Genomic DNA, 17,107 nt, shown 5'->3' with positions numbered 1-17,107 from the left:
GGTTCGGGGATGGAGGTCGCGGTCGTTTCCGGTCTGTCCGGAGCGGGCCGCAGCACCGCCGCGAAATGCCTGGAGGACCTGGGCTGGTTCGTGGTGGACAACCTGCCGCCCGAGCTGATCGCGACCATGGTCGAGCTCGGCGCGCAGGCGCGGGGCGCGATCACCAAGGTCGCCGTGGTGATGGACGTGCGCTCGCGCGCGTTCACCGACGACCTGGCGTCGGTCATCAAGGATCTCGACGCCCGCGGGTACAAGCCGCGCGTCCTGTTCCTGGAGGCCACCGACGCGGTGCTGGTGCGCCGGTTCGAGGCCGTCCGCCGAGGCCACCCGATGCAGGGCGACGGCAGGCTCGCCGACGGCATCACCGCCGAGCGCACGCTGCTGGAGCCGCTGCGGGAAGAGGCCGACCTCGTGCTCGACACGTCGTCGCTTTCGGTGCACGACCTGCGCGCCAAGATCGAGGACGCCTTCGGCTCCGAGGCGAGCACGCAGACCAGGGTCACCGTGCTGTCCTTCGGCTACAAGTACGGCCTGCCGATGGACGCCGATCTGGTGATGGACGTCCGGTTCCTGCCGAACCCGTTCTGGATCCCGGAACTGCGCGACCACACCGGTCTCGAGGGCGAGGTCCGCAACTACGTGCTCAGCCAGGAGGGCGCGGACGAGTTCCTCGACCGCTACCACCAGCTGCTGCGCCTGATCGGCGCGGGCTACAAGCGCGAGGGCAAGCGGTATCTGACGCTGGCCGTCGGCTGCACCGGCGGAAAGCACCGCAGCGTCGCCATCTCGGAGGAGCTCGCCCAGCGTCTGTCCAATGAGGATGGTATGGCCGTGAAGGTGGTGCACCGCGACCTTGGCCGCGAGTAGCGCACCGCGCGCGGTGGCACTGGGCGGCGGGCACGGCCTGCACGCCACCCTCACCGCCTTGCGCCGGGTGACCTCGCAGGTCACCGCCGTGGTCACCGTCGCGGACGACGGGGGCTCGTCCGGCAGGCTGCGCCGGGAGCTCGGGCTGCTGCCGCCCGGCGACCTGCGGCAGGCCTTCGCCGCGTTCGCCGCCGAAGACGGCGGGACCTTGTGGGCGGAGGTGTTCCAGCACCGCTTCGGCGGTGACGGCGCGCTCGCCGGGCACGCGGTCGGGAACCTGTTGCTGGCCGGGTTGTTCGAGGTGCTCGGGGATCCGGTCGCCGCGCTCGACGAGGCGAGCAGGCTCATGGGCATCTCCGGCCGCGTCCTGCCGATGTCACCCGAACCGCTGGAGATCCAAGGCGAGGTTTCGGGGCTGGACGCCGAGAATCCCGAGGCGCTCCGGCGGATCCGCGGCCAGGTGGCGGTGGCGACCACCCCGGGGCAGGTGCACCGGATCAGCCTGCACCCGACCGGGCAGGCCGACCGGCCGCCGCGCGGCTGTGCCGAGGCGATCGAGGCCGTGCTCGACGCGGACGTGGTGTTCCTCGGTCCGGGCTCGTGGTTCACGAGTGTGCTGCCCCATCTGCTGGTACCGGATCTGCACGACGCGTTGCTCCGAACGGACGCCACGAAGGTCGTGATCCTCAACCTGATCCCCCAACCGGGGGAGACGGCGGGGTTCTCGCCGGAGAAGCATTTGGACGTACTCTTCGAGCACGCCCCGGAATTACGGGTGGACGCGGTCATCGCGGACCGGGACTCGGTGCCCTCACCAGCCCGGTTGCGGGACGCGGCCGGGAGACTGGGCGCGCGGGCGTTGCTGGGGGCGGTGGCTGACCCGGTCGTGACGGGGCGGCATGATCCTGATGCGCTCGCGGGCTGTATGCGAGACGCTCTCGGTCTCACCGGGGGAGGAGCTGAAGGTATGGAGGGGCAGCGATGGCGATGACCGCCGCCGTGAAGGACGAGCTGAGCCGGCTGGAGATCACCAAGATCGGCCCGCGCCGCGCGGAGGTCGCGTCGATGCTGCGATTCGCGGGAGGGCTGCACATCGTGGCCGGCCGCGTCGTGGTGGAGGCCGAACTCGACACCGGTTCGGTGGCGAGGCGGCTGCGTAAGGAGATCCACGAACTGTACGGACACCAGTCCGACGTGCACGTCATTTCCTCCAGCGGATTGCGCAAGGGCACGCGGTACGTCGTCCGGGTGGTCAAGGACGGCGAGGGGCTCGCCCGGCAGACCGGACTGATCGACCAGCGCGGCCGTCCGGTGCGCGGGCTGCCCGCCGCCGTCGTGTCCGGTGGCGTCGCCGACGCGGAAGCCGCCTGGCGCGGCGCGTTCCTGGCGCACGGTTCCCTGACCGAACCCGGCCGTTCGTCGTCGCTCGAGGTCACCTGCCCCGGTCCCGAGGCCGCGCTGGCGCTCGTCGGCGCCGCGCGGCGGATGGGCATCCAGGCCAAGTCGCGCGAGGTCCGCGGCGCGGATCGCGTCGTGGTGCGCGACGGCGACGCGATCGGTGCGCTGCTGACCCGGCTCGGCGCGCACACGAGCGTGCTCGCCTGGGAAGAGCGGCGGATGCGGCGCGAGGTGCGCGCCACCGCGAACCGGCTCGCGAACTTCGACGACGCCAACCTGCGGCGCTCGGCCCGCGCGGCCGTCGCGGCGGCGGCCAGGGTGGAGCGCGCGCTGGACATCCTCGGCGAATCCGCCCCGGAGCACCTGCTCGCCGCGGGCAAGCTGCGGTTGTCGAACCGGCAGGCCTCGCTGGAGGAATTGGGCCAGCTGTCCGATCCGCAGATGACCAAGGACGCCGTCGCCGGCCGGATCCGCCGCCTGCTGGCGATGGCCGACAAGAAGGCGAAAGAACAAGGTATTCCGGACACCGAATCCGCCGTCACGCCGGACATGCTGGAAGAAGACGAAGCCTGACGATCCCGCATTCAGAGGACTGAACGCGCTGCTCGCCGAGCGGCCGTTAACCTCCGGCGGGCAGGCGTAACGCGGCGGTTTCCGTGGCGACGACGGATGGAAACAGCCTCCCTCGAAGCTCACCGGTGAGGTGATCTTCGAGGGAAGGACAAGCCATGCGGGTATCGGCGGAGGTCGGCACGTGGCTCGCGCGGCGCAGCAGCCGGGCGGGTGACTGGTGGGCGGCGGAGCTGGTCGCCGCCAAACGCGGGACGCGGGTTTCGGTGGTGATCCCGGCCCGCGACGAGGCTGAGACGGTGGGTGCGATCGTCGGCACCATCCGGCGCGACCTCGTCGAACGCTTTCCCCTGGTGGACGAGATCCTCGTGGTGGACAGCCATTCCACGGACGCGACCGCCGAGGTCGCCAGGGCGGCGGGGGCGGACGTCGTCGCGCAGGACGCGGTGTTCCCGGAACTGGAAAGCCTGACGGGCAAGGGAGAGGCGCTCTGGAAGGGCGTCGCCGAAACCAGCGGGGACCTCGTCGTCTTCGTCGACGGCGATCTCCGCGACTTCACCTCGGACTACGTGACCGGACTGCTCGGGCCACTGCTTACCGACCCGGGGATCGCCTACGTCAAAGGGTTCTACCACCGTCCGCTCGCCGGGACGGCGGGCGTCGAACCCGACGGCGGTGGCCGGGTCACCGAACTCGTCGCCCGCCCGCTGCTCAACATGTACTGGCCGGAACTGGCCGGTTTCGTCCAGCCGCTCGCCGGTGAGTACGCGGGACGGCGCGAAGTGCTCGAAGGCATCCCGTTCGTCACGCATTACGGCGTCGAGGTCGGCCATCTGATCGACCTGCTCGAACTGCACGGGCTCGACGCGCTCGCGCAGGTCGACCTCGGCCATCGGACCCACCGGCACCAGAGCACCCAGGCACTCGGCCGGATGGCCGCGCAGATCATGCTGACCCTGATGGACCGGCTGGAGCGCGGCGGCCGGGTGATCTCCGCGGCCCCGCCGTCGACGTCGCTCGCCCAGTTCCGGCGCGGCGCGGGGGAGGCGGTCGAACGGGAACTCGTGCTCACCGACGTGGCACTCACCCAGCGGCCGCCGCTGGAAAGCCTTCCGCCCGAGATCCGCCCGGAGAACTCACCCTCCTTGCGCAGGAGCGCTTAACGCCTCCTTGGGCTGCCAGCCCGGCGGGCCGAACACGTACCCGAGCCTGTCCCGCCACGAGCAGGCGGCGCGGACGTCGCGCAGGATCGAGCCGTACTCGTGGAAGCCGACCTTGAGCAGGTTGTAGGACTCGACGTTCTTGGTCAGCCCGTAGGTCGGGCGTTTGCCCTCCGGCACGAAACTGCCGAACATCCGGTCCCAGATGATCAGGATGCCGCCGTAGTTCGCGTCCAGGTACTCCTGGTCGCTGCCATGGTGCACACGATGGTGTGAAGGCGTGTTGAACACGTACTCGAACCAGCGCGGCAGCTTCCGGATCTTCTCGGTGTGCACGAAGAACTGGTAGACGAGATCGATCGAAAGACCGGTGAGGATCATCCACGGCGGGATGCCCGCCAGCGCGAGGATCGACCAGAACGGCAGCTGGAAGTACGGGGTCCACTTCTGCCGCAACGCCGTCGAGAAGTTGTAGTGCTCGCTCGAATGGTGCACCTGGTGGCCCGCCCACATGAGCCGGACGCGATGGCTCGCCCGGTGATAGGCGTAGAAGACGATCTCCTGGCCCAGCAGCATCAGGACCCAGGTCCACCAGTCGTGCGGGCTGAACTTCACCGGCGCGAGTTCGTAGAGCGCGGCGAACACGAACAGCATGGCGATACGGAAGACACCGTTGATCACCACCGCCACCGCGCCCATGGCCATGCTGGTGCGGGTGTCCTTGACGCTGTAGCCGATGACGTTGTCGTCGTGCCCCAGCACGTGCAGCGCGAGGATCTCGATCGCGACGAACAGCAGGAACACCGGCGTCGCCATCAGCACCGGGTCACTCAGATGGGCAAGAAAATCCGCCACCGCACCTCTCCCTGTCTCGCCCCCGTTATCTGACCATCAGGTAACTTACCCTAGGGTCATTTACCTCAGGGTAAGATAACCGCCGTGACAGAAGCAAGGGCCGTCGGCACGAAGGGGGTGCCCCGCGAAGAGCGGGAGACCCAGATCGTGCGCGCCGGGACGGAGGAGTTCGGCAAGAACGGGTACGCCGGGGCGTCGATGGTGGAGATCGCCCGCCGGGTCGGCGTCACGAAACCCTTGCTGTACCAGTACTTCGGTTCGAAGGATGGGCTGTACCTCGCCTGCCTGCACCGGGCGGGGGACAGGCTGACCGAAGGGGTCGCCGAGACGATGGCGGAGGAGGGTGAGCCGCCGGAGCGGATGCCGCTCGCGGTGCTCTCGGCCATCTTCGAGACGTTCGACAACGACCGATACGCCTGGAAGCTGCTCCGCGACCCGACGGTGCCCTCGACCGGTGAGATCGCCGGGGTCGCGGTCGACTACCGGTACCGGCTCGACGGGTTCGCGCTCGTCGGCGCCGCCCAGCTGATGCGTTCGCGCGGGCTGGACGACGATCGTGACATCGAGGCGATCGCCCAAGTGTGGACGGGTGTGGTCGACTCCTTGATCAGCTGGTGGATCGACCAGCCGGATCAGGACGCCGCGGCGATGACCGAGCGGTGCTCGCGGATCATGCGGAACCTGTTCGGCTGGTGAGCGAGGAGGCCGGTCCACAAGGGACGCTTATCGCGCCGTGATCGTGTCGCGAAAGCCACTTTCGGGACATCAGACGTCGCGAAAGTGGCTTTCGCGACACGTGCCTTCACCGTCGCCTGGACCGGCCGCAACTCGTCACCTTGCCTTGTCCAAGGCCGACACGGCGGCTTCGCAGTCGGCGAAGGCGAGCGGCGGGCGATCGGCCAGCGGGAACCAGGCGTACTCGGAATTCTCTTCCGACAGCACGATTTCCGCGTCCTCGGGGAGTTCGCAGACGAAAGCGAGACCGATCGTCTTCAGGCCCGTTTCGCCGTAGACCGACGGATACGTCCCGGCGAAGCGGAGGTTCCGGAGTTCGCAGCCGATCTCCTCCAGCCCCTCGCGGACGAGGTTCTCCTCGGCGGTCTCGGCGCCGGAGAGGAATCCGCCGACGGTGTCCCAGTCACCCTTGCGGGGCTCATGTGCCCGGCGCAGCAACAGGATCCGGTCACCGTCGAGGATGAGGCCGACCGTGGTCGGCAGCGGGTTGTCGTATTTGGTGAAGCCGCAGGCGGGGCAGCGGACGTGGGTGTCCTCGCCGTCGCCGTCGAGTCTCGTCCGGTCTCCGCAGCGCGGGCAGAACGTCCAGTCCTTCACCCGCCGAAGCCTACTGGCTCCACGAAAACGCCACCCCGCCGGGAAATCCCGGACGGGGTGGCGTTCCTCCAGTCACACTGGATACGGTCGGGGTGCCCGGCGCCGCTCCGGACACCCCGGCCGTGCTCAGGACGCGGCGCTGGATTTGCCGCGCAGTTTGACGTTGGCCGTCGATGCGTTCTTGATGGCCGTTTCGATCTGCGCCATCGTCGAGGACGAGGACAAGCCGGGCACCGTCGCCGACTTCAGCGCGTAGAGCGTGAAGGTGTAGGGATGGCTGGAGCCGCCGGGGCAGGGGCCGAAGTACTTCTGCGAGTTCGCCCCGCTGCCCATGGCCTTCTGCTTGGCGCCGTTCTGGTTCGGGACGGTGTAGCCCGAGCCCAGTCCTTCCGGCAGTGACGCCGCGGAAGCCGGGATGTCCCAGATCGCCCAGTGCAGTTTGTTGCCGTTGTTGGCCACGTCGGCGAAGACGATCGCGTATCCCTTGGCACCGGTGGTCCCGGCGCTCCACGCCAGCGGCGGCGAGGTGTCCTGTCCCGCGGTGCCGTCACCGGCGCAGGTGAACTTGTCCGGGATGGTCGCGTTGTCGGCGAACGCGGAACTGGTCAGCTTGAACGCTCCCGGCTGTTCGCCGCCGGGGAACTTCAACCGCACCACCACGTTGTCGATCCCGCTCGGCGTGCCGCCGTTCTTGTCCGCGTTGGTCGAAGTGACCCACAGGCCGCCGTCCGGTGTCTTGGTGACCGAGCGGAGCCTGCCCCAGCGGCCGGAGAACAGCGACTGCACCGAGCCGACGCCGTTGCCCGCCGAGTTGATCTGGGTGGCGAAGAGCTGCTGGCTGGTGACGGCCGCGACGTAGATCCAGTCGTTGACGATCTCGATCCCGCTCGGCCCGCCGGAACTGGTCGGCCAGGTCTTCTTCGGCGCGATCGTGCCGGCGCAGCTGCCGGTGGTCCCTTCACACTGGGACCAGCCGAAGTTGCCGCCCTTCTGGATCAGGTTGAGCTCGTCCTGCGTGCCGTCCCCGAATTCCGACGACCACAACTGACCGCGGGAGTCCCACGCCAGGCCCTGCGGGTTGCGGTGCCCGTAGCTCCAGACGTACCGGGCGTTGCCGCCGGTGGAGAAGAACGGGTTGTCGTTCGGCGCCGAGCCGTCGGGGTTGAGCCGCAGGATCTTCCCGTTGAGCGAACTCTTGTTCTGCGCGGTCGCCTTGTTCTGCCCGTCGCCGACGGTGGCGTAGAGCTTGCCGTCGGGACCGAAGCGCAGCCGTCCGCCGTTGTGGTAACGGTTCTTGGCGATCCCGGTGAGCACCGGCGTCGACGTCGAGGACAGCTTTCCGTTCTCGTAGGTCATCTTCACGATCCGGTTGTCCCCGGATGCCGTGTGGTACAGGTAGATCGCGTGATCGGTGGCGTAGTTCGGCGAGATCGCGATGCCGAGCAGGCCGCCCTCGCCGCTGGTGCCGACCGCGCCGGGAACCTTGCCGAGCGTGGTCTTCTCGCCCGACGGCGTGATCCGCAGGATCTCGAACCGGTCCCGTTCGGTCGCCAGCCCAGTGCCGTCCGGCAGGAAATCGACGGACCAGGCGAGGTCCACCTTCGTGATGTCCTTGTCGTACTCGGGGATTCCGCCGCCCGCGGCGCCACTCGTCTTCGTGGTCAGCGCGTTGCTCGCGGCCGAGGCGTTGCCGTCGAGGTCACGCGCCTTCACCGTGAACGTGTACGACGTGTTCGCCGTCAGCCCGGTGACGGTGGCTTCGAGCGACGGGGTCGTCGCGACCTTCGTGGTGCCCTGGTACACGTCGTAACCGGCGATGGTGCCGCTGTTGTCCGTGGAAGCGTTCCACGCCAAGGAGACGCTGTTCGCGGTCACCGACGTCGAGCGCAGGTTCCCCGGTACCGTCGGCGGTGTGGTGTCCCCGCTGGGCGGCGTCGTGAACTGGACGACATTGCTTTGCTGCGAAGGGTTCCCGGCCGCGTCGAAGGCGCCGACGGAGATGTCGTAGGCCGTGTTCGGCTGCAGGTTGTCGACGGTCGTGGTGAGCGTGTTCCCGTCGACGGTCTTGAGGATGTTGCCGCCGCGCATCACGTCGTACCGGACCACGCCGACGTTGTCGGTCGCGGCCTCCCAGGTGAACGTGGCGCTGCGGGCCGTGATGTCCTTGGCGGCCAGGTTCTTCGGCGGGGTCGGCGCCTCGGCGTCGGTCACTCCGCTCGCGGTGAGCTTGTCCGCGTTGGGGCCGCCGTTCGCGGTCGTCGCGGTGGTGCGGATCTTGTTGGCCCCGGCGGCCAGCGCGACGTCCTTGGTGACGGTCTTCCAGGTGGTCCACGCGCCGGTGCCGGGGAACGACACCGTCCCGGCCGCGGTGCCGTTGACGCTGAGGGAGACCGGCCTGTCGATCGTGGTTCCGTTGGCGTAGCGGAAGGTCAGCGTCTGGGTTCCGGCCTGTGCGGCGTTCACCGTGTACTCGACATAGCTTCCGACGACGTTGTCGAAGTTCACGAACCCGGTGCCGGAATAGCCCGCGTGGTTGTTTTCGACGGCGCCTTGGGAGATCGTCGCGGTTTCGGATTCGTGATCGGTCGGTGCCGCGCCGGCGAGTGGAGCCGGCAGGACGGCGATGGTCATCGCCGTCGCGGCCGCACACGTGAGCAGCGCGCGCCACGGGGGTCGGGGTGCCACTGGAGCCTCCATGCGTGATGTTCGGGGGTCGGGAGGTACAACGGCGGACCGGGCGGCGCCCGGCGGGGAGGTGGAGTTTTAGTTAGGAAACTTTCCTATCTATGGTTCAGATCACACACCAGTGGGTGCTTCGTGTCAATACTTGACCAACATCAACACGGAGTGTCACGCCCCTGAATGCAATTAGTCCTCTGAATGCGGTACTTGCGTGCGCAAGGACCGCGTCCAGAGGACTAATGGCGACGGGAGGCGGAAGGGGTCAGCCGGCGATGTCGGCGCGGGCGATCACCTTCGTGATCCGTGCGCGCACCAAGGACTCCTCCGGCACGGCGTTGCGTTTGCCGTAGGCCTCGGCCTTGTCCTCGCCCATGTACCGGCCACCGAGCCTGGTCGCCCATTCGAGCATCTCGTCGAGATCTTGGTGCAGCACGGCTTCGGCGGTGAACTGCACATACGAGTACGGCGGCTTCTGGTCGTCGACGGCCAGGGAAAGTCGTGGGTCGCGCCGCAGCGCCTTGCCCTTGAGCGTGTCCGTGCCGGTGGTGAAGATCAGTTCGTCCCCGTCGGGGCCCTCGTTCAGCAGGAACCACACCGGCGTCACGATCGCCGCCCCGTTGGCGCGGACCAGGCCGAGCATTCCCGTCCGTGTGCCCTCACTGGCGAAGGCCCACCATTCGTCCCGGTTCATTTCACGCATGGACCAGACGTTACCGGGACGCGGGGCGGCGAGCAGGCCCGGTCGGCGAAGACCCACCCAAGGGGGTCGAACCAGCCTGAACAGCGGAAAGTCGTTCGCCGCGGCGCGACCTCGGTGCTTTGATCGCCACCATGACCTCGATCTGGACCGGCCGTGAGGTTCGCCTGCGCGGCATCGAACCCGAAGACTGGCAGGCCTTCCAGCACTTCGACGAGCATTCGGCGGACATGCGCAGCGCGGATATGGTCCACCCGCCCCGCTCGGCCGCGGGCTATCGAGAATGGGCGGCGGCCCAGGCCACCAAGACAGCGGCGGGCGACGAGTTCCTGCTCGCCATCGAGGCGCACGCCGACCAGGCCCTCGTCGGCACCCTGTCCACGTCCGGCATCGATCAACGAGCGGGACGCTTCAGCTACGGAATCAGCATCGGCCACGGCCACCAACGGCGCGGCTACGCCACCGACGCCATCCTTCTGCTGCTGAACTACATGTTCGGCGAGCGCCGCTTCCACAAGTGCGAGATCAGCATCTACGCCTTCAACGAAGCTTCGATCGCGTTGAACCGGAAGATCGGCTTCCGAACCGAAGGGCGGCTTCGCGATCACGAGTACTTCGCGGGCCGCTACCACGACCTCGTGGTCATGGGGCTGACCATCGACGAGTTCGCCGCACGCCACCCCTTTGCCGAGCTCCCTCGATCCTGATCCGGTTTCACGTCCACACCTGAGCTTCACCCGGTCACCCGTGCGGGGTGCCGGAGGCGGCGACTAGCCTGGCCTGCTGTGCGAGACGACGAGCTGACCGGGATGGGGCTGGCCGACGAGGGGCTGACGCGCCGCCTCAAGGCGCTGGCCTGTACAGCGCCCTTGCACGACCTCGACGCGCGCAAGTCGAAGCTGGACTGGGCGGACGCCACGATCTACCAGATGGCCGAGATCGCCCTGCACACGATCGACCAGGTCACCGTGTCGATGGACTTCGACACCGGCGCCGACCACGATCAGGTGATCGCGCGGCTGCTGCCGTTCGTCGCGCTCCAGGCGCCCGGCCGGACGCCGGACGAGCACGCCAAGGTCGCCCGGTGGGTTCTCGACAACTTGATCAACGTCGGCACCACCGATCGCGGGTTCCGCCGCGTCTACGGTTCCATCGGCCCCGGCGGTGGCTACCAGCGCCGCCAGTTCGACTTCAAGCTGCTCGTCGAGCTGGCCGCGCCCGACGGCGAGGTCTACCTGCGCGCCACCGACGAGGCGATCAACGTGCTCGTCGGCGCGCTGGACACCGACGTCGAGTCCGCGCAGATCGCGGCCGAGGTCAAACTGGAGAACCTGATCAACCGCGGTCGCCTCGCCGACGCGAAGCTCGCCGCCGAACAGGCCCGCTACCGCACGGTCCAGTACGGCGAGACGTTGCGCGCCAAACTCGACGCCACCCGCCGTGACGTGCGCGCGGTCGACTGGGAGCGCGAGGTCCCGGATCTGCTGGATCAGGCGCTGTCCCATATCGAGTCCCGGTTCCGCGCCGAGAACGCGATCCTCAAGAACATCACCGCGTCGCGGGACGAGACCGAAGACCCCGACCGCAAACGCCGTGCCGCCGAACTGGTCGACATCGTCGGCGATTGCATCCGCCGCCACACCCGGCTCCAGTCCCGGCTGGCCGACGCCGGCGCGGTGTTCCGTGCCGAACAGGACCGCCAGCAGTTCTCCGGACCGCCGCAGCGCGCCACGATCGACCTGTTCGGCCAGCTCCTGATGCCGACGCTGGGTCTGCCGATCGCCGAGGCCGTCGCTCCGGCCGAGTCGTTCTTCCACGCCGGCGCCGGGATCTCCCCGCCGACCGTGCCGTCGCTGTCCTCGCTGGTGTCGCTGCTGTTGCGGCCCGCACCCGAGCGTGACCAGCTCGTCGGCGAGATCCCCGAGCCCGAGCTGATGCCCGCCGACGTCACCGACAAGTTCGGCGACGAGCAGTGGCGCCTCGCCGACGACCTGCTCGACCTCCCGGAGGTGCCGCGACGGCTGTCCGGGCTGCTCGAAGAGGCCCGCCGGATCGATCCCGGGCTGCCCGCCCTGGTCGCCCTGCGGGCGGTGCACGCCTACAGTCCCGAGGTCGGCGCGGCGCTCCGGCTGGGGGAGCGCCAGGTACTGCTGGCCGTCGACGACGGCACGCTGCTCGATGACCCGGAGTTCGGCGGAGCGGATCTGCTGCTCTCGTCGGCCAGGGTGGATCGCCAAGAAGAAGAGGAGGAGGTCGCGTGACGACGGGGATTTCTACAGGGGACGTCGAATCCGCGGCCCGGCTCGTGTCGTTCGGCATGCGCCCGAAACAGCTGCCGTCGCGGGACGTCGTGTACGGCGACCTGGTCCGGCGCTACGGCGAGGACAGGGCGTTCAAACAGCTCACGCACGCGGTCGCGGCCGGGCTCGGGCTGATGGTGCTGGAGGTCAACCTCCAGGCCGGTGCCGTGCTGGCGGCGACCGACGAGTCCGTCTTCGAGATCAAGATGGACAGCTACGCGCGGCAGAGCAAGATCCGCGAACGCCGTGAGACCGAGAAGGTCCTGCACGGGCTCGTCCACCTGGCCACCGCCGCGCTCGGCTACCCGCGCCCGGACGATCTCGCCAACGACACCTACATCGGCCGCGTCAGTGTCGAGCAGGTGGACGCGATGGTGCGCGAGGCCTGCCGGATCCTCGACGAGCGCGCGGCGGAGGCGGAAGCGAACAACGACCCGCTGGCCGACGCGCCCGAACTCGAACAGGCCTGGCGGGCCTACGCCCGGCGTCCGGCGGCCGCCGCGACCAAGGACGGCAGGCTGTCGTCGGACACCACGCGCGGCATGGTCGCGCGGGCCCTGCGTTTCCTCGCCGATCAAGGCTTTCTCGTCCAGGTCAGCGGAGAACAGGGCGGGACCTACCGGACGACACCGCGCTATCAGGTGCAGGTGCGTGAACTCGCCGCCGACGCCGCCTTCGACGATCTGCTTGAGCTGAACGTGGTGTCGGTCGCCAACGGCGGCGGGACGTTGCGCGCGGCCGCGTCGGACACGCTCTAGAGGGGAAGAGATGTACGAGCTTTCGCGGGTTCGCCTGCACTCGGTGGGCCCGGCAGGCGCGCGGTACCAGGACGTCGTGCTGGACTTCAGCGGCGTCGGCGCCGCCATCACCGCGCCCAAACAGGACGCGTTGTTCAGCGCCGGGATCCACCTGGCGGGGGAGGGGCCGCCGCGGCGCCCGTCGCCGGCGAGCGTGCTGTTCCTGGAGAACGGCGGCGGTAAATCCGTCCTGATCAAGCTGATCTTCTCGGTCATGCTGCCCGGCCGCCGCCAGGTCGTCGGCACGACGAACACCAAGGTGCTGGAGAAGTTCGTCGCCGCCAAGGACGTTTCGCACGTCGTGCTGGAGTGGCTGCAGGTCGAGACCGGCCACCGGGTGATCACCGGCAAGGTGTCGGAATGGCGCGGGCACGTGGTGTCGGCCGACTCGGAGAACCTCGTCGATTCCTGGTACTGCTTCCGGCCGACGCCCTCGCTCGACCTGGACTCGCTGCCGCTGACGTCGGACGGCAGGCTGCTGACGATGTCCGGCTTCCACGACCAGCTCGACAAGGTGCACGGCGGCGAGCCGGAACTGGAGCTGTTCTGGACCCGGCGGCACCATGAATGGACGTCCCGGCTCGACGGTCTCGGCCTCGACACCGAGCTTTTCCGCTACCAGCGCGCGATGAACGCCGGTGAGGGCGAGGCGGCCGACGCCTTCGCCTTCAGCACCGACGAGGCGTTCGTCGAGTTCCTGTTGCGCGCGGTGCTTTCGGAGGAGGAGCCGAAGGACCTCGCGGAGGTCGTCGCCACCTATGCGCACAACCTCGCCCAGCGCGGGGACCTGTTGTCGGAGCGGGACTTCGTCGCGGGCGCGCTCGATCTGCTCGCCCCGCTGGCGGAGGAGGAAGGCGTCGCCGCCGCGTCGCGGAAGCTCGCCGACGCCGCCCGCGCCGAGATGCGGACGCTGGCCGGTCAGGTCGCCGCCCGCGACAAGCTGGAGAACGAGCGGCTGAGCGGGCTCGAACAGCACGTCGACGAGGTGAAGTCCGCGGAGAAACTGGCCGAGGGCGACCACCGCCGTCTCACCGCCGGGGTCACCGAACTCCGCCGCCTGGTCGGGAAGCTGCGGCTCGACGAGGCACAGGAGAACAAGAAGCGGATCGACGGCGAACTGGCCGAGGCCAAGACCGCCGCCGAGGCGTGGCGTGAATGCACCACCGTGCTCAACCACCTCAACGCCGCCCGCAAGGCGCGCGATTTCCGGGAACTGGTGGGGAATCGCGAGCAGAAGGCGCAGCCCGCGCTGCAGGCGCGCAACGCCGCCGCGGGCGCGCTCGCCAGGGGGCTGCTGGGGCTGGCCAAGAACGCCACCGAGCAGGCGGCGAAGGCCGAAGCCCATGTCGGCGCCCTGCGAGCCGAGGCGGAGAAGGCACAGGCGGAACGCGACGAGTCGGCGAACCTCGCGGCCTCGCGCCGGGCGGAGGCTCGCGGGCTGGGCGCGCGGATCGCCGAAATCCGGGAGGAGATCGCGGAAACCGTCCGGTCCGGCGCGCTCAAGGCCGGGGCGGACGTCGCCGAGGCGGCGCGCGCCGCCAGGGCCGAGGCCGAGACGACCGCCGCGGAACTCGTCCGCCGCGAACAGGAGCTCGAACGCGTCGCCGAGGACCTGCGTGCCGCGCAGGCCACGGTCAACGACGCGCACCGGCTCGCGGGGTCCACAAAGGACCGTCTGGAACGCGCGGCCGAGGAACTCGACCGCGCCAACCACCGCACCGACGCGCTCGCCGTCGAACCCCGGCTGAGTGAACTCCTCGGCGCGGACGACGTCACACTGGAGACGGATCTCCCGGTGCTGCTGGAACGTCTGCGCGAGGCGGGTTCGGCCGCGGAGAAGGAACAGACCGCGTTGCGGATGGAGGAATCCGTCGACGAGCGCGCGCTGAACGCGCTCGGTTCGGGCGGTCTCCTGCCCGCTCCCGAAGAGGTCCAGGCCGCGCTCGACGCGCTGGAAGCCGCCGGGATGAACGCGTGGTCCGGCTGGCGCTACCTGTCCACTTTGGACAAGAAGCGGCGGGCGGCCGTGCTGGCCCGCGCACCGCAGCTGGTCTCGGGGATCCTTCTCAACGAACCGGAACAGGTCCGGCTCGCCGAGAAGGTCTTGGCGGAGCGGCGTCTGCTGCCCAGCACGATCATCCCGGTCGCCACCACCGAGGCCACCACGACCGGCCGTCTGCCGGATGAGGCCGGGATCGAATTCCTCGTGCCGCCCAACCCGGCGATGTACGACGAAGAGGCCGCCGACGCCGAGCGTGAGGCCATCGCGCTCCGGCACGCGGAACGCCAGCGACGGCTGGAGGCACTGGCGACGTCGCTGGCCGACGACAGTGCGCTGTCGTGGAAGCTCAAGACCTGGCGCGAGGACTACCCGCCCGGCAGTATCGCGACGCTCGCCGAGCAGCTCCAGAACGCGCGCACCGCGCACGAGACCGCGCGGACCGCGTTGGAGCAGGCCGAGAAGGAGTTCCAGCGGCTCGGTGAGAAGGCGTCCGGGCTCCGGGAACGGATCCCCGAGCTGCGTACGGCCTCGGCCGAGGCGGGAGAGCGCGTTCGCGGGCTGGAAGCACTCGCCACGCGCGCCGCGAAGATCCCCGAGTGGACGGACGACGTCGAACGCGCGACCGAGATCGCCGAGCGGTCCGAGGCCACGGCGTCCGAAGCCGCGGTGAAGGCGTCCCGGCTGCGCGAGCAGGCGGGCGAGGAGCAGCGCACCGCCGACGGGCACCGGCGAACGGCGACGACCGCCAAGGCGGAACTGGCCGAGGTGCCGGGATCGAGCGACGTCACCGACGACGATCCCGTGCCCGCCGAACCGGTGGACGCGTTGCGGCGTACGTTCGCGTCGGCTTCCGAGGCGTACGCGAAGGTGGAGGTCGGCAGCGATCTCCGAGCCGAACTCGACCAGGCCGAGAGCGTCGAGGCGTCCGCGCGGGCGGCCCTCGAAGCACTGGACGACGCCGTCCGCGAGCGGGCTTCGGTACTGCTGGAGACACCGGACGGCTCGGACGCTTCGGCACGGGCCGCGGCGCAGGCGCGGGCGAACCGGGCCGTCGCGGTGCTGGAGGAGGAGCGCACCGAGATCGTCGGCCTCGTCGCGACCCGCAAGGCGGAACTGAGCCAGCTCCCGGAACAGCCCTCGGCACTCGCCCTCGACGCGCGGCCGAAGGACATCGAGCACGGCCTGGAGCTGATCGACGAGGCCGGTCTCGAAGTGTCCGCCGCCGCGCGGAAATGGGAGGAACTGCAGGAGCGCCGCGCCGCCGCCGAGGCGACGCTGGAGTCCGCGAAGACGTCCGCTTCCGGCTTCGGTCTGCTGGCCGAATCGATGGCGCACCTGTTGTCCAAAGAGGACGAAGAAGCGCCGTTCGAAGGCGACGTCGAATCCGCGCGTACCAAGCACTCCCGGCTCAACACGGCGCTCACCGACGCGCAGGACTCGGCCGACGCGGGTGACCGCCGGGTGCGGGCCGCGGCCGACCAGCTCGCGCAGTACGCCACGGACAAGCGGTTCGAGAAGCTCAGCACACCGGTACGGCAGCAGGTGATCTCCGTCCGCCGCGACCAGCTGCCCGCCCACGCCGGGGAATGGGCGGAGGCGTTGCGGCCCCGGCTGCGCACGCTCACCGACGATCTCGCGCAGATCGACCGGCATCGCGGCGGCATCATCACCCGCCTGCAGGGCATGGTCGACGGCGCGCTGCGCACACTCCGTGCGGCGCAACGGGTCTCCCGGCTGCCGGACGGTCTCGGCGACTGGTCGGGCCAGGAGTTCCTGCGGATCCGCTTCACCGAACTCGAAGAGAACGTTCTCGCCGAGAAGCTGGGCGAGGTCGTCGACGAGGCGGCGGTGGGGAAGACCTCCGATGGCCGGGACGTCAAACGGGACGGGCTTTCGCTCGTGCTGCGCGGCGTGCAGGCCGCCGCTCCCAAGGGGTTCCGGGTCGACATGCTGAAGCCGGACTCGGTGCTGCGGACCGAACGGCAGCGCGTTTCCGAGATCCGGGACGTGTTCTCCGGCGGGCAGCAGCTGACCGCGGCGATCATCCTGTACTGCACCTTAGCGGCGCTACGGGCGAACAATCGTGGCAAGGCCCGCAACCGGCATTCCGGCGTGCTGTTCCTCGACAACCCGATCGGCCGTGCGTCGGCGGGCTACCTGCTGGAACTGCAGCGTGCGGTCGCGGAGGCGCTGGGTGTCCAGCTGATCTACACCACCGGCCTGTTCGACGCCGGCGCGCTGAGCGAGTTCCCGCTGATCGTGCGGCTGCGCAACGACGCGGACCTGCGGGCGGGGCGCAAGTACCTGTCCGTCGACGCGACGATCCGGAACGCGACCGACGAACTCGGCGAGCCGGATGGTGTCGCACGGCTTTCGGCGACGCGGCTGTTCACGCGACCGGCGGAGGAGCCTGAGCAGGAGGAAGAGACGGCCTGACGCAGGATGTA

General features: G+C 69.4%; 13 protein-coding genes. 9 read left to right on the top strand and 4 right to left on the bottom strand.

Features of this window, described 5'->3' with window-relative positions; translation table 11 throughout:
- The first annotated feature begins 9 nt into the window (after nt 1–9).
- From rapZ to ACIBTM_RS07115, 4 genes are all read left to right on the top strand, one after another.
- Nucleotides 10–867, top strand: a complete 858-nt coding sequence (rapZ, locus tag ACIBTM_RS07130) for an RNase adapter RapZ (RefSeq protein ID WP_034311885.1) — start codon at nt 10–12, stop codon at nt 865–867.
- A complete protein-coding gene (gene yvcK, locus ACIBTM_RS07125; RefSeq protein ID WP_051972587.1) occupies nt 854–1,858 on the top strand; it encodes a uridine diphosphate-N-acetylglucosamine-binding protein YvcK in 1,005 nt (334 codons plus the stop codon). Before rapZ ends, yvcK begins: the two co-directional genes overlap by 14 nt.
- Nucleotides 1,849–2,838, top strand: a complete 990-nt coding sequence (gene whiA / locus ACIBTM_RS07120) for a DNA-binding protein WhiA (RefSeq protein ID WP_005152315.1) — start codon at nt 1,849–1,851, stop codon at nt 2,836–2,838. Before yvcK ends, whiA begins: the two co-directional genes overlap by 10 nt.
- Nucleotides 2,839–2,993: 155 nt before the next feature.
- Nucleotides 2,994–3,998 carry a glucosyl-3-phosphoglycerate synthase gene (locus tag ACIBTM_RS07115; RefSeq protein ID WP_395875614.1) on the top strand — a complete coding sequence of 335 codons (1,005 nt, stop codon included), beginning with the start codon at nt 2,994–2,996 and terminating at the stop codon, nt 3,996–3,998.
- Here the strand turns inward: ACIBTM_RS07115 and ACIBTM_RS07110 are convergent.
- Nucleotides 3,972–4,850, bottom strand: coding sequence for a sterol desaturase family protein (locus ACIBTM_RS07110; protein WP_395875613.1), 879 nt, complete (start codon nt 4,848–4,850; stop codon nt 3,972–3,974). The genes ACIBTM_RS07115 and ACIBTM_RS07110 overlap by 27 nt on opposite strands.
- Before the next feature lie 84 nt (nt 4,851–4,934).
- Here ACIBTM_RS07110 and ACIBTM_RS07105 point away from each other — a divergent pair, with 84 nt between their 5' ends.
- Nucleotides 4,935–5,546 carry a TetR/AcrR family transcriptional regulator gene (locus ACIBTM_RS07105; RefSeq protein WP_235096708.1) on the top strand — a complete coding sequence of 204 codons (612 nt, stop codon included), beginning with the start codon at nt 4,935–4,937 and terminating at the stop codon, nt 5,544–5,546.
- Nucleotides 5,547–5,681: 135 nt separating this feature from the next.
- On the opposite strand, the gene ACIBTM_RS07100 is transcribed toward ACIBTM_RS07105, so the two are convergent.
- The 3 genes from ACIBTM_RS07100 to ACIBTM_RS07090 all read right to left on the bottom strand — a co-directional run bounded on the left by ACIBTM_RS07100 (nt 5,682) and on the right by ACIBTM_RS07090 (nt 9,564).
- Entirely contained in the window at nt 5,682–6,182 is a 501-nt protein-coding gene (locus ACIBTM_RS07100; RefSeq protein ID WP_395875612.1) for an NUDIX domain-containing protein, read from the bottom strand.
- A gap of 126 nt (nt 6,183–6,308) precedes the next feature.
- Complete coding sequence (locus ACIBTM_RS07095; protein ID WP_395875814.1) at nt 6,309–8,813, bottom strand: PQQ-dependent sugar dehydrogenase; 2,505 nt, start codon at nt 8,811–8,813, stop codon at nt 6,309–6,311.
- 313 nt (nt 8,814–9,126) lie between these two features.
- Nucleotides 9,127–9,564, bottom strand: a complete 438-nt coding sequence (locus ACIBTM_RS07090) for a PPOX class F420-dependent oxidoreductase (RefSeq protein ID WP_395875611.1) — start codon at nt 9,562–9,564, stop codon at nt 9,127–9,129.
- A gap of 131 nt (nt 9,565–9,695) precedes the next feature.
- Between ACIBTM_RS07090 and ACIBTM_RS07085 the strand changes: the two genes are divergently transcribed.
- The 4 genes from ACIBTM_RS07085 (at nt 9,696) to ACIBTM_RS07070 (ending at nt 17,096) form a co-directional block, all read left to right on the top strand.
- Nucleotides 9,696–10,268, top strand: a complete 573-nt coding sequence (locus ACIBTM_RS07085; protein WP_395875610.1) for a GNAT family N-acetyltransferase — start codon at nt 9,696–9,698, stop codon at nt 10,266–10,268.
- Nucleotides 10,269–10,370: 102 nt separating this feature from the next.
- Nucleotides 10,371–11,822 carry a hypothetical protein gene (locus tag ACIBTM_RS07080; protein ID WP_395875813.1) on the top strand — a complete coding sequence of 484 codons (1,452 nt, stop codon included), beginning with the start codon at nt 10,371–10,373 and terminating at the stop codon, nt 11,820–11,822.
- Nucleotides 11,823–11,878: 56 nt separating this feature from the next.
- The gene (locus tag ACIBTM_RS07075) at nt 11,879–12,619 is read left to right on the top strand and encodes a hypothetical protein (protein WP_051071906.1); all 741 of its coding nucleotides are present in this window, start codon (nt 11,879–11,881) and stop codon (nt 12,617–12,619) included.
- 10 nt (nt 12,620–12,629) lie between these two features.
- Entirely contained in the window at nt 12,630–17,096 is a 4,467-nt protein-coding gene (locus tag ACIBTM_RS07070) for a hypothetical protein (RefSeq protein ID WP_395875609.1), read from the top strand.
- Nucleotides 17,097–17,107 lie beyond the last annotated feature (11 nt).

It is taken from the genome of Amycolatopsis sp. NPDC049868, assembly GCF_044461365.1.
Lineage (GTDB): Bacteria > Actinomycetota > Actinomycetes > Mycobacteriales > Pseudonocardiaceae > Amycolatopsis.
The sequence above is the reverse complement of the archived record's forward strand: the minus strand, read 5'-3'. Positions and strand labels throughout refer to the sequence as shown.